Below are 17,019 nucleotides of genomic sequence, written 5' to 3' on the forward strand. Positions count from 1 at the left end.
TATGTTTTTATTGATTCAGGGCTGTATTGGCTTTAAATGGATCGATCATTCCCAATGTTCCGTCTGGATTGTGCTTAAGCTCCGTTACTTTTATATTCCGTAAATGTGTTTTTCCCGACAACTCCGTGTCATGATAAAATATATACCATTTTCCTTTGAATTCTATAATGGAGTGGTGCGTCGTCCAACCTTGAACAGGCTTCATAAAATGACCGGCATAAGTAAAAGGGCCCATAGGAGAATCGCCTATCGCATAGGCTAAAAAATGGGTGTCGCCGGTAGAATAAGTGAAGTAATATCGACCTTTATATTTATGCATCCAGGCACCTTCGAAGAAACGTCGATCATGATCGCCTCCTAAAATAGGCTTCCCGGCACTGTCGATAAGCATTGCTTTCCCAACGGGGCCGTCAAATTCTGTCATATTTGATTTCAGTTTTGCTACGCGGCAGCTAATAGCGGGTGCATCATCCTGCTTTAAGTCGGTCAATGAGCCGTTTGCTTGGTAGGTGCCGGTTTCCCAACGCTGCAGTTGTCCTCCCCAAATACCGCCAAAGTACATATAGGCGGTGCCGTCATCGTCTACAAATACGGCTGGATCGATACTACAACTTCCTGCTATCGGTTCTTTGAAAGCTTTGAAAGGGCCCGTCGGCTTGATGGCTGTTGCTACACCGATCCGGAAAATATCTTCTTTATCCTTTGCGGGGAAATATAGGTAATAGGTGCCGTCTTTATAAGCGGCATCCGGAGCCCACAGCTGTCGCTTTGCCCAGGGAATATCTTCAACCGATAGGGCAACACCATGATCGGTTACCGATCCATTGATACTATCCATCGATAAGATATGATAATCACGCATGGCAAAGTGGTCTCCATTATCATTTTCAGTCGTTCCCGCATCAATATCATGTGAAGGATAAATATAAATTTTACCATCAAAAACATGGGCAGATGGATCGGCCGTGTAAATAGAATGAATCAACGGTGGGGATAAGAAGCTTTGCTTCTTCTGTTCTGCTTCGTCGCTTTGTTGTGATTGCTGTTGTTGATGATTTCCGGAGCAAGCATAGATAAATGGAACGGCTAGTAGCCAAACGGACATCTTTTTTCTCATATTTATTGATTTCTTATTTTTGTTTAAACGGATATTAGTAACCTGGGTTTTGATTTCCACTGATTTGTGGGTTGTTGTCAAGCTCGGCTTGAGGGATGGGCAATAACTCATCTCTGCCTGGACGGAAATAAGTGATGGGCTCGACACTAAAGTATCCCTTTGGCCGCCAACGTAAGATATCGATATTGCGTAACGATTCGTTTGATACTTCAACGGACTTTTCGTGTATAATGGCTTTGATTACATCCTCCTTGGTAGCGACCGGGAATTGAGCGGTAGGGTAGGGAGGCATTGCAACACTTGCTCTGGCGCGCACTTGATTTAAATAGCTCACTGCTGCAGTCAAGTTGCCCAGTTCTGCTTCGCATTCTGCTAAATTGATCAATACTTCGGCGTAGCGAATAATTCGCTGGTTATTGCCGCCCGGATGATAACTAGCTCTGCTTTTACTTTCCTTGTAGATAATCATGAACTTTCGAAAGCTAACCTTTTTCCGGACGCCGTTTACAATGGACGAATTGTTGTTTTGATCGGCATCGGTAAGTATATCGGCTCCGTTATTATATCGATCACCTGTTTGATAGAAGCTGTAAGAGAATCGCGGATCCGTTTTTTCGGCACCAGTTTCCGCATTTTCAAATTCATTTAACAGCTTGTTCGAAGGAATTAAGTTGCGCCACGCAACGGGGTTATACTCTTGATTCCGTATGGTTGATTGAGCCGCATTTGGTGTGTCATCAGTACTCCAATTAAAATCATTGTCGCCTTTATCGACATAAACAATTTCGAAAATCGATTCACTGTTAAATTCCGTTTCCTCTTCAAAATTATCTAGATAACGATCGGTTAAACGATAACCATCTGCACCGGCAGTTGGAATTTTGAGAAGAGCTTCTTTAGCACCGGTATAGTCGCCCTGTTGCATCAGCACGCGTCCGAGTAAGGCATTGGCTGCTGCATGGGTTATTCTGCCGTTTTCTGTACCGGATTTACCTGGTAATATATTCGCAGCCTCTTGTAGGTCCTGCACGATAAATTGATACACGGCGCCAACTTCCGCTCGTGGTTGATAATCCGAAGGCAACTTAACGGTTTCGGTGTACATAGGCACAGCCCCCCACTTCGATACTAGTTCAAAATAGGCCCAGGCGCGTAAAAATTTAGCTTCTGCTAAACAGCGATCGCGCATTGCCGGATCATCGCTTACATTAGGTCCGTTTTCAATAACGGTATTGGCTCGATGAATAACGGTATAAAGTCCATTCCAAACAGCATTCATCACACTATTGGTGGGGTCGACGTTTCCGTTTAGTATCTGCGCTCTGGGAACTTCAAGTTGACTGCCGCCGGCAGCAACGTCATCACTACGTAGATCATGAAGAAAATACCATTCGCGGGCAACCAAATTGATACCTCTTACGGTGGCATAGATCGCATTGGTGCCTGCTTGCAACTCGCCGGCTGTTTTAAAGTATTGATCGGTTGATACCACATTTTCATTGTTAGTGTTCAATGCGTCTTTTTTACACGCATATAAACTGAACCCTATTGAAATTGCAAGGAATTGTATGATTCGTTTTTTCGTCTTCATCGGATTATAATTAAAATGATGCCTGAATGCCTAATTGAAATGAGCGCGGACTTGGATATTGTCCATAGTCGACACCGTTGGTCAGCGTGCCGTTTTTGGAACCGATTTCCGGATCCAAGCCGGTATAGTCTGTTATCGTGAACAGGTTTTGGGCGGATACGTAAAAACGAAGTTGGCTGATGCTTGTCCAACCGAGTCCTTTTATCCATTGTTCAGGTGCAGTGTAACCAAGCATAATATTCTTTAATCGCAAATAAGATCCATCTTCAATCCAGCGGGTAGAAGGCCGTACGTTTTGATTAGGATCTCCGTTTACGGCACGCGGAATGGAAGTGTTGGTGTTTTGCGGAGTCCAAGCGTTCAAGACCGATTGATCTGCGTTGAAAAGTCGCGGCATACCTTCACGAATAATGCGGGCGGCATTAAAAATGTCGTTGCCTTGTACACCTTGAAAAAATAAGGCAAGATCAAATTGTTTATAGTTGGCCGAAAAATTCAATGAATAACTGAATTTAGGCATAAAGCTGCCAATAAAGGTTCGGTCTCCATCATTGATAACGCCATTGCCGTCTAAATCTCTGAACTTCAGGTCGCCAGGTGCCGCCCCATTCTGCCTGGCATGTGCTTCAATTTCTGCTTCGTTTTGAAAGATACCGTCTACAATATATCCGTAAAATGATTGGACAGGCTGGCCAACAACGGTATTGGTAAGCGGACCACCCCCTCCAAAGTCGGCATCCCCACCTGCTGTGATCGACGCATTTTCGCTATTTAGCCGTAGAACTTTATTACGGATGATGCTCATTAAGCCGGTTATATTCCAGGTGAAATCACCGCTGGTTTTATGGTATCCCAATTGAAATTCAAATCCTTGATTTTGCATGGCCGCTACATTTGCTAAGGTGCCTGTACCGTTAAAACCAAAGCTAGTGGGGGTGGGCACGGTCAGAATCAGGTTGTCCGTTTTCCGTTTAAAATACTCGGCTACTAAGGTGATTTTGTTGTCTAAGAAACCTAAATCTAAGCCAATATTGGTTTGTTTTGTTTTTTCCCAAGCTAAATCCGGATTACTCAAACCGTTATAGAATGATCCATTGCCATTTACAATGGTTCCATTGAACGGATAAGTAGCCTGATTGCGTTGAATAGGTTGTAAGTAAGGGTAATTGCCGAGTAAGACGCCGTTGATGCCGGTGATACCATAACCTCCGCGCACTTTAAATTCGGAAATCCAAGGTGTGTTCTCCATGAAGGATTCGCGATCTACCTTCCAGCCGGCGGAAACGGCCGGGAAGTTTTCATATTTGTTGCCGGGAGCGAAAACAGATAGTCCATCCCGTCGGATGGAAGCGGTGAATAGGTATCTTCCATCATAGTCGTAAGTTACGCGGGCCAACATAGAGCGGATCAAATTGGTTTCGTATAAACTATTTGCCGTAACATTGGTAGCTCCGTTAAGTGTTTTGACGAGATTGGTGCTTTGGTTGCCGCTGGCCGTTTCGTTGCGATAACGTTGTCCTTGGCTTTCGTAAACAAGAGTAGCACCTAGGTTATGGTTATTGAAAGATTTGTCGAAACTCAGCTGTTGAGTGAAGAGATGCGTAGTATATAATTGTCGTTGATTTTCAATCGTAGCGATATTGACAATGGAGGTACCTCCGTCGTTATGTATAGGGGTGTAATTTTGTATAGCAATGTTAGAATGATCCACGCCATAAGTAGACGTAAATTTCAACCAAGGTGTGAGCGTCAATCTTATATAAGCCGTTCCCAGGATACGAGTGGTATTGTTGATGTTTTCAACCAGATTGGCTATTTCTACGGGATTGATCGGATCGGATGCATCGAAGCTGTTTTGGGGGCCCATGAAACCGCCGAGATTGTGGGGATTATACACCGGTAGGTACGGTTGCATACGGATCATATTCACGATGGGTGTACGATTGCCGGCAGGTACATCAAAACGTTGCTTGGATTGACTCACATAGAAGTTCTCACCAAAAGAGAAAAACTTGCTGATCACATGTTCGGAATTAAGCCGATAATTAAGCCGTTTATAATAGAGGCCTTCCGCAATACCCTGTTGATCGAAATAACCCGCACCTGTGTAGAAATGCGACTGCTCATTCCCACCATTCAGTGAAAGGTTATACTGCTGAAGCGGTTGATTGTTGCGGAAATAAGCATCCTGCCAATCCGTATTTGTTTGCGCAAAAGTTTGTGTAGCGCCATCATAGATTGGTTGATTAAAATTTTCGGGTTCCAAACGGGGGGGAAGTGGTGCATCGGCTCCGTTCAACGCCCGTTCATATTGTAAATACTGTGCGGTATTTAATAAGTTGAATTTTTTATTGGGACTTTGTATACCGAAATACGAGTCGAAGTTTACCTGTAATCGATCGCGTGCTGCGCCTTTTTTGGTTGTAATCATCACCACACCATTGGTTGCACGAGAACCATATATTGCAGCGGAACTAGCGTCCTTAAGGACGTCAACTGATTCGATATCCCGGGCGTCGATGTTGGAGATAGCAGTGGGAAAACCATCCACTACGTAAAGTGGATCGGAAGCAAAACTAATTGAACTAATACCTCTTATCGCAACAATAGGAGAGGTTCCGGGCGAACCATTATTGGTGACCGTTAAACCGGCAACCCGTCCTTGTAAAGCCTGGTCTGTGCTGGCTACCGGTAACTCGGTGAGTGTTTTGGCACTTACAGAAGATACCGCACCGGTAATGCTTGATCGCCGTTGGGTACCGTAACCAACCACGACAACTTCACTTAAGGCCTGTGAGTCACTCGTTAGTACAACCTCTAGACTTGTTTTTCCTGCTATCTGCACCTCCTGAGTTAAAAAACCTACATAGCTAAATATCAAAACGGCCTGATCATTGGATGCGCTGATACTGAAAGATCCATTTTGATCGGTGCTTGTACTGTTGTTAGTTCCTTTCAGTGTAACACTAACACCGGCAAGCGCTTGTCCGTTTTCATCACTTACCTTTCCTGTGATTGTTTTTTGGACGGATTGCGCTACGGTCGCAGCTGAGGATAAAAATTGACTCGACGTCGAGCTAACGGTCATTGCTTCCCCTGTTATCGAGGCAATTGTTTTTACCGGCAACCCAATACCAAGCGCATAAACTGCGACGGTATAATGCACTATTTGTACAATGTGTTTCTTCATCTGCGTGAATTTTAGTTTATTATATGGTTTTTGTGGTTTTGATTTGCTTAAGGACGGTTGGGATCGTTTCGATAAATCATTCACCCGATATAAAGTCACTTATGTCAAAGCTAAGTCTGGAATGATTTATAGGGGTAGTAAGAATGTTGAAAATGTTAGCAATAATGTCTATAGGCAACACGACTTATGATGTGGCGGTCGGTTTAAACATATTTGTTGTTTTTTTTGCGATTATGACATCATAACGTTTGATGTACTACGGTAAATTTGTGCTCATTCACTTGAAGGAAATTGATGAAAGCGCATAATATGGCATTCCGTCTAGAGAGTTTAGATCGATATTGTTATTCTTGGATTGTTGCTGATTCTGATAAAGGTTACTTCCATATCGTAGTACATGTGAGTTGTCCTAGCTTCATTTAGTACGCGAGGTTGGTTGTTGGTTTATATTGGTTATACTCCCGGTTTGGTCTCCGGGAGTTTTTTTATGGACTGTTTATTGTTTTTTGCGACTGACAGCAATACCCGAGCTGCTCGTTTTGTCGATAGTTGTTTCATAACCGGGTTGCTTTTCGAGAAAATCTAAGTATTCACTGATACCGGACATATCTTGAAGTACATTATGGGCCGTAAAGGTTCCTCCTTTTTTAAGTTTAGGATCTATATCCTTAAAATACTGAATGTACCAATCTTTGTCGGCATCGGAGAAAACAAAGTCAAAGGGGCCTTTCAACTCCTTGACAAGTTGATGGGCATTACCAAGTTTAAAATCAACGATATGAGATAGGCCTACTGTCTTTAGGTTTTCGATGGCTTCCTTTTGGCGTTCCTTATTTAGCTCGATCGTTGTCAGTTTACCGCCGGTTTTGCTAAGCGCCCATGCAATCCAAATAGTAGAATGCCCTGTGGACGTACCGATTTCCAAGGCAGACTGATAATTGTTTTTTATAATGAGATCATGCAATATTTGGCCGTCTTCATACGGTACGTTTAGATTATGCCATTGCTGCTGTTTCTTTTTTAGAAATTGCTGTACTTGCTTATCTAGTTCTTCTTGCTTTGTGGTTTGTGCATTCGCTTTCGTGAACAAACTGAATAACAAGATATAAAGCAGCATCGTTTTAAATAGGACGATCGTTTTCATAATATGGGTATTAGTCCTATGATAAACAGCTGAAAGTACTATTTGTTATAATATAAGTCTGTTCAGCGTTTTAAATGAAGCACATTTGCTCCTAAATCTTTCTCAAATACCCGTTCCAATACTTTATCGTGTGGAATGATCATGATTTCTAAGGACCCTGTACCCACGGTACCATCAAGGATGTGTCCGCCATAAGCCACAAAATCTTTCCCGGCTACTACACCATGTAAGTGTATGCTAGGTTTATCATCTTGCCAAGCTATGCTTCCATGCATGCTGGCCAATTCGACATCTTTAAAGTGCTTCGGATTAAACTTCTTTTTGGCTGAATCGAAAAAACCAAAAGTCACATTGACGAAGCCCATACCGGTAAAATTGGCGGAAGGAATTTGTTCAGCAAGCGCAAAATGCTCAAGCTGGGGGATGATCTCGTCTCCTTGGCGTAATACCATTAAATAACCATTGGATACCCTGGTGTACCTTATAGTGGAATCTTTTTCTTGTGCCGGTAATCGATTGCTGATAATGGTTAAGCAGCCAATCAGCGGAAGTATGATGAGTAATTTAATGGTATTCATAGCTAAAAATTTTAATCAGCTGTCTGACTTTGGAGCAGCTGATTATTATTGCTACAATTTTTCCAGCGCTTTGTTTATCGTTTCTAAATCTTCTGCAGATAAACTGACTTGTGCAGATTGCGCATTTTCCTTTGCTTGTTGTGCATTGCGAGCACCGGCCAATACTGCGGTAATACCTGGTTGCAAACTAGTCCACCGTAAAACCAGCTGAGATAGGGTCACTTGTTTATCAATTGCAATAGGCTCAAGTGTTTGAATTAAATCCTGAACCTTGTCTAAATTGAATTGCGTAAAGTAACCCTGTCGATGATCATTTTCTTTTAGCTTACCACCACGAAAATACTTGCCACTTAGTAATCCTCGTTCCATCGGACTGTAAGCGATGATGCCGATGTTGTTTGCAAGCGTATAGGGAACTAATTCTTCTTCAATTTCGCGATTCAGCATACTATACGAAACCTGGTTACTGGCAGGTAATAAGGTTTCTGACGCTTCCTTTAATTGCGCAGTGTTGTAGTTACTTACGCCAGCTGCACGGATTTTGCCTTGTTTTATCAATATTTCCAAGGTTTCCATTGTTTCTTCGATGGGCGTCGTTTGATCTGGCCAATGTAGCTGGAGAAGGTCAATGTAATCGGTAGCCAACCTTTTTAAACTTTCTTCAACTTCTTTAATAATATTCTCTTTTCCAGCGTATCTGTAAACCGGAATTTTTTTCCCGCTTTCCTCTGCATCGAAAAAGAAGACACCTTTTCCCTTATTGCTACCATCCCATACCAAACCAAATTTGCTTAACAGTTGAATGCTTGTACGGTCTCGTCCCTTGATCGCTTCTCCTACTAATTCTTCGCTCAAACCAAAGCCGTAAAAAGGGGCGGTATCAATAGCGCTTACACCATGATCAAGTGATGCTAAAATCGAACTGATTGAGTCTTGCTTATCATTCCCACCCCACATATTTCCACCAATAGCGAAGGCACCATGTGTTATAACGGGTAATTTTAAATCGGTATTTCCTAATTTACGATATTCCATTCTTATATTAATTTTGTTTTATAAATGAGTGGTGTCTCTTGAAGCGCTTTTTCTGCCAGCAGTTGAAAGTCCTGAATATAAGGCTGCTCGTTGTGCAAATCCAAGCCGCTTTCATCTTGCCAGATTTCATAAAAAATAAACTGCGATGGATCTTCAAGATCTTGATGTAAATCATATTGAAGGCAAGCTTTTTCCTCACGTGTACGGACAACCATGGTTTGCAATTGTTTTTTTACCTCATCTATATGTGCAGGCTTGCTTCTGATAATAGCTATTAAATGAATTTTCATTGGGATAAATAGTTTTTTAATGATCTGTCAAATTAATAAAATTAGGAAGCCTTTAACTCGCACGTAGCTGATCCAAACACGTCCTGAAGATGAGAGCGATAGCGCGCCATGTCGCGATCAATTTGTGCATTCTTTTCCACGTCATGAAAATGAAAACTTTTTAGAGGCTCCATACCGGTGAAAGCATTCATACGATGAAAACCAAAGAGTGGGCCATCGTCGACACTATGTTGTTTAAAGAATTCGTTAGGAAGTGTAAACGCCGTTTCCGGTGCATTCCAGCTGGTAGTTAGCATGTACTTTCTGCCATGAAGCGTTCCACCTGTACCATAATTGATTTGGGGATTGTCTGCCTTACGACCATCACTGCGGTAGATTCCACGCTGATGCCCTTGAGTGAAGACTTCATCTATATATCTCTTAAATCCGAAAGGTACCTGGAACCACCAAATCGGCGTGTGATAAACAACAAGATCTGCCCATACATATTTATCCACTTCTTCTTGAAGATTATAGCCATCTGCGATGTTGGTAAGTTGTACCTCTGCGCCACGATTACGGAAAAATTCGACGGTTTCTGACGCAAGGGTGTTATTAAAACGTCCACCGGAGTGGCCAAAATGTTGTGCTGCATTAATGATGAATATTTTTTTCATGTTCGCTTTCTTTATTAACAGCACAAAAGTAGGGTTCAATTATTCATTATAAAAATAATATAAGTTTTGTTTACCTATAATAAAAATGATGATATTCGATGGTTTTATTGTAAGCGATCTTTATTAGCGATCACGTTTAAGTAGTAACGAATAAACTTAATTGGCTAAAAGCCTCGCACCTGCTTTATAATACAATTCAGCCAATGCCTTATTATAGGTTGTAATCAGATCCTCTTTTTTTATTTTCATGTCAATCAGTTTACTCTCCCGACTATTAATAATGAACAGCGTGCTTTCGCCCAGATCGAATTTTTGTAATTCCCCGGATAAGAGCACTTCCTGATTGTCAATACTCGCTACTTGTAACTTAAGTTGAGCGCTATAGGCAGTAAGATCGTTGTACTTAGTAGTAATGTCGTTTTTAATATTACGACCGGTTATGAGCAAATCATATTGTAGCTGTTCTTGTTTCAACTTCACTTCCTTCAGTCTCCCTCGTTCCGCGCGAAGGAAGAGGGGAAAGGCAAATTCAAGTCCGAACTTGTAGTTGCTCCAATTGAAGTCATAATAGTGCGGGATATATTCATTGAAGTTTCTGCGACTGGATATCAACGTACCTGAAATGTTTAATTTCGGTTTCAACATTTCTTTTCGATAGCGTTCCTCGATGCGTAGTTGCTGCTCTTTGCTCCAAAGTTTCGATAGTTCAGGATGTATATCACTCGCTTGCTCTAATAGATTTCCGAGCATCGTTGGGGATGGTGACAGCTTTACGCTGTCTATAGTCGTAGGTACTGCATTATCGGGTAATTCCATTGGCTGCTCATATTCATTCCATAAGTGGTTAGACAAAATCAACCGACTGTTTTTTAAGGCGATTTCATATTTGGCCAATTGCATTTTTCTTTCCTGGACAGTAATGGCCGCTTCCACAGAATCAATGGGCGGCTTGTCGCCCAGACGCGTTTGCATACTAATCGCTTTAAATCGCTCTTCAGCAAGTTGGACACCCTCTTTCAGTAGTGTATACTGCCGAAAGGCATAATACCAATCCCAATAATCTTTTACGGCCGTGAACCAGATAGCATTTATTTGTTTCAACTGTTCAGCTTCCGCGTAGGCAACCATTACCTTGGCTTGTTGTAGTGTACTGCGTCTGTTATCAATGATGAGGCCTTGACCAAGGGGAATGCTGATGCCTAGCCCCGACAAACCCGCTGTAGACGTGGTAGTTTCCGGATTCGTATAGGTTCCGACGTTCCGATCATAAGCTAGTTTTAAATCAGCTCCTGCTAACCATAAGGGTATTTTCAGCTCGCTGTTCCAGTGATTATAATAATCGGTATTACCGAAATATTTGTTATTGAAAGCCGCTTTCAAGGCCGGGTCAAATTTTCCGCGCGCCTGTGCAACCTGGGCTTTTGCTGTTTCACTTAAGAGTTTGGCTTGTTTCACTACCGGATGATGAGCCATTAAAAGGTCTTCTAAGTCCTCCAATGTAAATTCCTTCAGTTCAGAACCACTCCTGTTCTCCTGTGCTCGGCTTATTGACAATCCGAAGCAGATGGCCAGTAAAACGAATATCTTTTTACTTGTCATAAATCACTACTTTCCTTCGGTTTTTGGTTCTTTTTCTAAACTCGGCGGGAAACCGTTAAGTTGGCGCCATATTTCATACCAGAGTGGTACCGCATTTAAAATAACACGTCCGAATGCTCCTGAGCCTAAACGCAATTGTTCCGGCCATGGTTCGTCCTTATCAGGAACGGGTGTAGTGGGTTTTATGAGTAAGCGGTATTTGCCATCGGCACTGCTAACCTTGTCGATGACCGCTACCTTACCGGCAAAGGTACCAACAGCTACCGAAGGCCATCCCGAGAACTGTACAGACGGCCAGCCTTCAAATTGCAGACGTGTATCGCTTTCACTAAGAATCAAAGGTACATCCATGGCATCTACATACAATTCAACAGCCATCACCGTTACCTTGGGCTGTAACGTAGCGATCGATTCGCCCTCTTTAATATTCTCACCTATGCCGGCCTTCAGTGTCTTTACGATATATCCACTTTGGGGAGCCCTGACAACGTAGTGATCTCGACGTACCTCAATATTGGCAATTTCATTTCTTAACTTGGCGATGTCCCCCTGTGCCGAGGCTTTGCTGGAAAGCGCTGAACCTAGATCGGACTGTGCTTTGGCTAACGATTCATTGTACTTAGCTTGGATATTGTCGAGATCAATAGTTGCATTGATCAATGTTTGCCGTGCGTTAGTCAATTTATTTTGAGCACTTACTACCTTTGCCTCGTCATTTTGCAGATTTAAGCGGCGAGTTTCAATATCAGTAAGCGAAAAAAGTCCGTTTTTGTATCCCTGCTCGTAACGCAGCAATCGTGCCTTGCTGGTTTCGTAGAAGCTTTGCATCGCAACCAGATCGGCACTGTCTATTTTTACTACGTTTCTAGCTTGTACAACCTTATTGCGTGCGGCCTCCAGCTGATAACGTAAACCGGCAGTCAGCGCGTCAATTTGGGCTTTTGTTGCAAGCATTTTCTGATCGGCAGCCTGCTCGCTACTCTTTTTTGCAGTTAATTGCTCGTTTAACCGTTGGGGCAATTCGGGATCAAAGTAGGAGGGGGCTGTTTCGGAAATCACCAAAATAGTGTCGCCTGCCTGAACTTCATCGCCATCTTGTACTGCCCAGTGTTCAATACGGCCACCTATTTGATTTTGAATGGTTTGTGGGCGTTCTTCCGGTTTTAAGGCAGTGACGGTTCCGCGGCCGGGGATAGTTTGCCGCCAAGGTAAAAATAAAATTACAATAAATAGGATGGCAGCAAAAAGCAATATCCTACCTAGGGCCATCACACCTCGCTTTTTTAACAATTGATCACGACCTGCGACGGAAAGGTCTTCCCATTTGATCGTTGACAACAAACTATGTGCTTTATTTCCCATAATCAATGGCCTCCTCCTCCAATTCAAGGTCTGTTACACTGGCTAACTTAACACTACCCGTTAACATATCGAAAATGGTATCCAGATTTGTCAGTAACTTTTCTACAGCATAGCCAATCTGGACAATTACAACCTCTGCTGCTACGAACTGACCGAAAGTCATCTCCCGTTCAACTACAAAATAAGAGCCGAGTAATAGCATGGCACCGAAAAGAATTGTTCGGATTAATACAGAGCCTGCAAAAAAGCGTTTTAACACTTTGAAATGCTCATTCCGGGAAGCAAGGTATTTGCTTGTAATGTAATCTGTGTCAGCAATTACTTTTTTCATCATTTCCCGATTGCCTCGGTATTCATCGATATGATTCGCCACATCTTCCAAATAGGCGACGGTTTCATATTTGTGAGCAGATTCTTCAATACTCGTGTTAAGTCCACGTTTGTAGTAGATAGCGAGAACAACCGCTACCGCCACTATTACCACGAGACCGAAACTTAAGAAGACCGGATGGTAGAACGATAAAAGTATAACACTAAAGAAAATGGTAACAACAGCTGCCATAATATCGATCAGTAATTTTATAATACCTTTTTGAATAATGATGACATCAAAAAAGCGATTTACAAGTTCAGGCAGATTCTCGCCATCCAGTTCCGAGCGCTTGATTCGTGGAAGACGGTATGCAAACTCGAGTGACGACTTTAGAAAGATTTTCTGTTCAAGGTATTCTACCAAGCTCAATTGGCCTATGAGTAAAGTGCCTCCAAGTACAACGCCTGCAATAACTGCGGTAATAAGAATATAGGTAGAGCTGTACATGGCTCCATTACTGAGCAAATTGAAAATGGCTGTAATGCCTATCGGAATACTAAGACTAAAGATTCCGATGATAATAGCGTATAAAAATATGTAGTTTATGGTTTTACGTTCCGGATGCAGCATGCCGACAAGCCGCTGCAAGGGCGTTGGCGCCGAACCTGCGTGTTTTTTTTTCATAAGAAGTAATTAAAATAAAATGTTAGGGTGATTTTCTCTGTGAAATGGCATTAATAGATGCGGTCCGGAGGGGGGGATGGAACCGTACCGAAATGCGGAATACAGTAAGCAAAGCGGTGAGCACCTTCTGCATTTCCGTCTCTCTTTTTTAAGATTCGGGAATCGCACTCATCGTTCTTCGCAAAGAATTCAACGTTTTTTTTCTGCTGTTTTTCAGGATCTTTCTTTTCTTCTTTTTCCGACTTCTCTGAATCGTTGCAAATCTTAAAGTTTGAAAGATGTTTATCTTTTACAATCGCAGTGACGGTCCCAGCCATTTTTAGCGTAAATAAGCTAATTAAGAAGAATCCGATAGTATAACGTAAAAAGGCACTTCTAAGGTGTTGCAACATGTTACAAAATTAGCGGCACTATTATACGAAGATGTCAGCAAATTGTTAACCTTTCGCAACTAACGTGATGTAATTTTAATGGTATTCTAATGAATAAAGCGATTTTCTTTAGGTTTTGTGTGTAATCTATAAAAATGGTAGATTTTATATATATTTGCCTATGATTGATTTAGTAAAAGAAAATAACTGGATGAAAACAATACGATTGACGTTAATTGGGTTTTTAATAGGCTTCACATTTAACGTGGCTGCCAGGAGCGAACAAGATACATCTCAAACTAAAGATGCTGATCGCGGCTATATTGTTCAGGTAGGAGATCAGGCACCGGATAATTTTGAGTTGGTGTTGCATGACGGCAGTAAGACTTCTTTAAAAGAATTACGGGGAAAAATTGTTCTTTTGCAATTTACGGCCTCCTGGTGTGTTGTTTGCCGAAAAGAAATGCCTTATCTCGAACGCGATATTTGGCAAGCTTATAAGGATAAAGATGTGGTATTGATTGGCGTGGATCGCGACGAGCCCTTAGAAACGGTGCTAAAGTTTCATCGGGATATGAACATTACCTATCCTTTAGCACTAGATCCTGGAGCTGGTATTTTTCAACAATTTGCTGATAAAAAGGCAGGCGTGACCCGTAACGTTCTTATTGATCGTACCGGAAAAATACGGTTTTTAACACGTTTATACGATGAGGCCGAGTTTGCTCAACTGGTTCAGGCAGTGGATAATTTAACAAAAGAACAACATTAATCAGAAACCGTTACCGAGTCAGCTATGCAAGTACACTTCAACAAAGTATTGCCTATTCTCATCCTTTCTCTTACTTTCGGATTTACCATACTTAAAGCGCAACAGGAAGAACTACTGGAAAATCGCTTTGACGCTCTTTTGCAGAAAGAGAGTATTGGACGGAATATCAAGAATTTGTCGGCGTATCCCCATCATCTTGGTTCCCCAAGAGGGAAAGAGGTTGCCAACGAAATTTTAAATTGGTTTAAACAATATGGATGGGATGCTCAACTGGAAGTTTATCACGTATTATTTCCTACGCCGATTGAGCGACAGCTTGAACTATTGGCGCCAAGCCATTATCAAGCCATATTAAAAGAAATGCCGGTAGAAGGTGATCCAGTAGCGCATCAAGAGGGGCAGCTGCCAACCTATAATGCGTGGGGTGCGGATGGAGATGTGACCGCACCGCTGGTTTTTGTCAACTATGGCTTACCAGCCGATTATGAACAACTGGAACGATTAGGGGTGGATGTAAAAGGAAAAATCGTGATAGCAAAATATGGTAATAGCTGGCGTGGAATAAAACCCAAGATTGCTTATGAGCACGGTGCTGTTGGTTGCATTATTTACTCCGACCCGAAAGAGGACGGCTATTTTCAAGGCGCGGTTTATCCTGAAGGGCCTTTCAAGAACGAGTATATGGTGCAACGGGGTTCGGTAATGGATATGGTGGTTTATCCAGGGGATCCTTTAACTCCCTGGATTGGTGCAACGAAGGATGCAAAGCGCTTGACGAAAGAAGAAGCTGCTACCATTTTAAAGATACCGGTGTTACCGATCAGTTATCACGATGCGAAGCCTTTATTGGAAGTCCTCGACGGTCCGGTAGCTCCAAACGCTTGGCGAGGTGCACTTCCTATAACTTATCGGATCGGCGGTGGGAATCAGAGCAAAGTGCATTTAAAAATTAAGCAAAACTGGGATATTGTGCCTGCTTATAATGTAATCGCCAAGATCAAAGGCAATGAATTTCCTGACGAGTGGATTATTCGAGGAAATCATCATGATGCTTGGGTCAATGGAGCCGATGATCCGGTAGCGGGACTATCCGTTTTATTAGAGGAGGCAAAAGCAATTGGAACCATGGTTAAAAACGGCTTCAAACCGAAACGAACCTTGGTTTACTGTGCTTGGGATGGAGAAGAACAGTCGCTGCTCGGCTCAACCGAATGGGTAGAACATCATGCAAAAGAATTGAAACAAAAGGCGGTAACCTATATTAATACGGATGGAAACGGGCGGGGTTTTTTGAGTGCCGGCGGATCACACGCATTAAAGGATTTGGTAACCGACATAGCAGGTGATGTACAGGATCCATTAACAGGTAAGTCGATACTCGATCGAAAATTGGCCAACACCGTTATATCGGCGACCTCTCCGCAGCAGAAGCAAAAGTTGCTCGCAAAAAAAGAGTTTGCTTTACAAGCGTTGGGAACAGGTTCTGATTATTCGGCCTTCTTACAGCATTTAGGAATACCTAGTCTTAATTTTTCTTTTGGAGGAGAAAGTGAAGGGGGGGATTATCATAGTATTTATGATTCGTATAATCATTATGTCCGATTCAAAGACCCCGATTTCAGTTATGGGCTTGCGCTGGCACAAGTTGCCGGTAGAGCTGTTTTACGATTATCCGAGGCTGAGATTTTACCTTTTAGCTTTGATGGCCTGCAAGAAGCAATCAATACGTACGCAAATGAGGTGCAAAAGCTTGGTGAGGATCTTCGTCTGTTCCATGCTGTTGAAAACCAACTGATAAAAGATTCTTTATATGCCTTGGCAGCCGATCCGAAAGAGCCCTATGTACAACCGATACCAAAAAAATCAGTACCCAATTTTTCATTTGCGGGATTGCAAGAAGGTGTTGATAGCTTAAGCAAATCCATTCAAGCGCTTAAAGAGCGGCGGCAAACATTTAAGGGAAACAAAAAAGCTTTAGCATTGGTAAACAAGCAGCTTTTTCAAGCGGAGAAATCGTTGTTACTGGAAAAGGGATTACCTAGGCGTCCATGGTATAAGCATAGTATTTATGCACCGGGATTTTATACCGGTTATGGAGTCAAAACATTGCCCGGCATCCGAGAAGCCCTGGAAGAAGGGCATTATCAAGAGTTTGAAGAGCAGCTACAATTACTGATCGGTACGATCCGAAAACTTAAAACCGCGCTTGATCGTATTTTCATATAATGAAACTATTGATATTAAAGAGGGATGTCTAGTCAATTTTTATTACACTTGTAAACTACTTTTGTAAGACTTCATTGTTTTTTAATTTTAC

14 protein-coding genes are annotated in these 17,019 nt (G+C 42.3%); 2 read left to right on the plus strand and 12 right to left on the minus strand.

Translation table 11 applies throughout. The features are described 5' to 3' along the window. Window positions 1-7 precede the first annotated feature (7 nt). The 12 genes from E0E36_RS18005 to E0E36_RS18060 all read right to left on the minus strand — a co-directional run bounded on the left by E0E36_RS18005 (window position 8) and on the right by E0E36_RS18060 (window position 13,876). Window positions 8-1,117 carry a glycoside hydrolase family 43 protein gene (locus E0E36_RS18005; protein ID WP_242627298.1) on the minus strand — a complete coding sequence of 370 codons (1,110 nt, stop codon included), beginning with the start codon at window positions 1,115-1,117 and terminating at the stop codon, window positions 8-10. 34 nt (window positions 1,118-1,151) lie between these two features. Continuing rightward, the gene (locus E0E36_RS18010; protein ID WP_130857171.1) at window positions 1,152-2,708 is read right to left on the minus strand and encodes a RagB/SusD family nutrient uptake outer membrane protein; all 1,557 of its coding nucleotides are present in this window, start codon (window positions 2,706-2,708) and stop codon (window positions 1,152-1,154) included. 10 nt (window positions 2,709-2,718) lie between these two features. Beyond that, window positions 2,719-5,898 (minus strand): SusC/RagA family TonB-linked outer membrane protein, encoded by a 3,180-nt coding sequence (locus E0E36_RS18015; RefSeq protein ID WP_130857172.1) that lies wholly within the window; start codon window positions 5,896-5,898, stop codon window positions 2,719-2,721. A 496-nt stretch (window positions 5,899-6,394) separates the two neighbouring features. After that, the gene (locus E0E36_RS18020; protein ID WP_130857173.1) at window positions 6,395-7,042 is read right to left on the minus strand and encodes an O-methyltransferase; all 648 of its coding nucleotides are present in this window, start codon (window positions 7,040-7,042) and stop codon (window positions 6,395-6,397) included. A 62-nt stretch (window positions 7,043-7,104) separates the two neighbouring features. Further along, entirely contained in the window at window positions 7,105-7,620 is a 516-nt protein-coding gene (locus E0E36_RS18025) for a PPC domain-containing DNA-binding protein (protein ID WP_130857174.1), read from the minus strand. Between the two features lie 51 nt (window positions 7,621-7,671). Beyond that, a complete protein-coding gene (locus tag E0E36_RS18030) occupies window positions 7,672-8,655 on the minus strand; it encodes an aldo/keto reductase (protein WP_130857175.1) in 984 nt (327 codons plus the stop codon). Window positions 8,656-8,657: 2 nt separating this feature from the next. Further along, window positions 8,658-8,945, minus strand: coding sequence for a putative quinol monooxygenase (locus E0E36_RS18035; RefSeq protein ID WP_130857176.1), 288 nt, complete (start codon window positions 8,943-8,945; stop codon window positions 8,658-8,660). 41 nt (window positions 8,946-8,986) lie between these two features. After that, on the minus strand, window positions 8,987-9,601 hold the full coding sequence (locus tag E0E36_RS18040) for an NAD(P)H-dependent oxidoreductase (RefSeq protein WP_130857177.1): 615 nt from the start codon (window positions 9,599-9,601) through the stop codon (window positions 8,987-8,989). 156 nt (window positions 9,602-9,757) lie between these two features. Next, a complete protein-coding gene (locus E0E36_RS18045) occupies window positions 9,758-11,200 on the minus strand; it encodes a TolC family protein (RefSeq protein ID WP_130857178.1) in 1,443 nt (480 codons plus the stop codon). Window positions 11,201-11,206: 6 nt separating this feature from the next. Continuing rightward, window positions 11,207-12,562 carry an HlyD family secretion protein gene (locus E0E36_RS18050; protein WP_130857179.1) on the minus strand — a complete coding sequence of 452 codons (1,356 nt, stop codon included), beginning with the start codon at window positions 12,560-12,562 and terminating at the stop codon, window positions 11,207-11,209. Then, window positions 12,552-13,559: an ABC transporter transmembrane domain-containing protein gene (locus E0E36_RS18055; protein WP_130857180.1), complete on the minus strand. Its 1,008-nt coding sequence runs from the start codon at window positions 13,557-13,559 to the stop codon at window positions 12,552-12,554. Before E0E36_RS18055 ends, E0E36_RS18050 begins: the two co-directional genes overlap by 11 nt. Before the next feature lie 50 nt (window positions 13,560-13,609). Next, window positions 13,610-13,876, minus strand: a complete 267-nt coding sequence (locus E0E36_RS18060) for a hypothetical protein (protein WP_130857181.1) — start codon at window positions 13,874-13,876, stop codon at window positions 13,610-13,612. A gap of 235 nt (window positions 13,877-14,111) precedes the next feature. On the opposite strand from E0E36_RS18060, the gene E0E36_RS18065 reads away from it, so the two are divergent. Together E0E36_RS18065 and E0E36_RS18070 are read left to right on the plus strand one after the other, a co-directional pair. Beyond that, on the plus strand, window positions 14,112-14,702 hold the full coding sequence (locus tag E0E36_RS18065; RefSeq protein WP_207303781.1) for a TlpA family protein disulfide reductase: 591 nt from the start codon (window positions 14,112-14,114) through the stop codon (window positions 14,700-14,702). A gap of 24 nt (window positions 14,703-14,726) precedes the next feature. Beyond that, window positions 14,727-16,928: a transferrin receptor-like dimerization domain-containing protein gene (locus E0E36_RS18070; RefSeq protein WP_130857182.1), complete on the plus strand. Its 2,202-nt coding sequence runs from the start codon at window positions 14,727-14,729 to the stop codon at window positions 16,926-16,928. Window positions 16,929-17,019: the final 91 nt, after the last annotated feature.

The sequence above is a fragment of the Olivibacter jilunii genome, assembly GCF_900607235.1.
Taxonomy (GTDB): domain Bacteria; phylum Bacteroidota; class Bacteroidia; order Sphingobacteriales; family Sphingobacteriaceae; genus Olivibacter; species Olivibacter oleidegradans.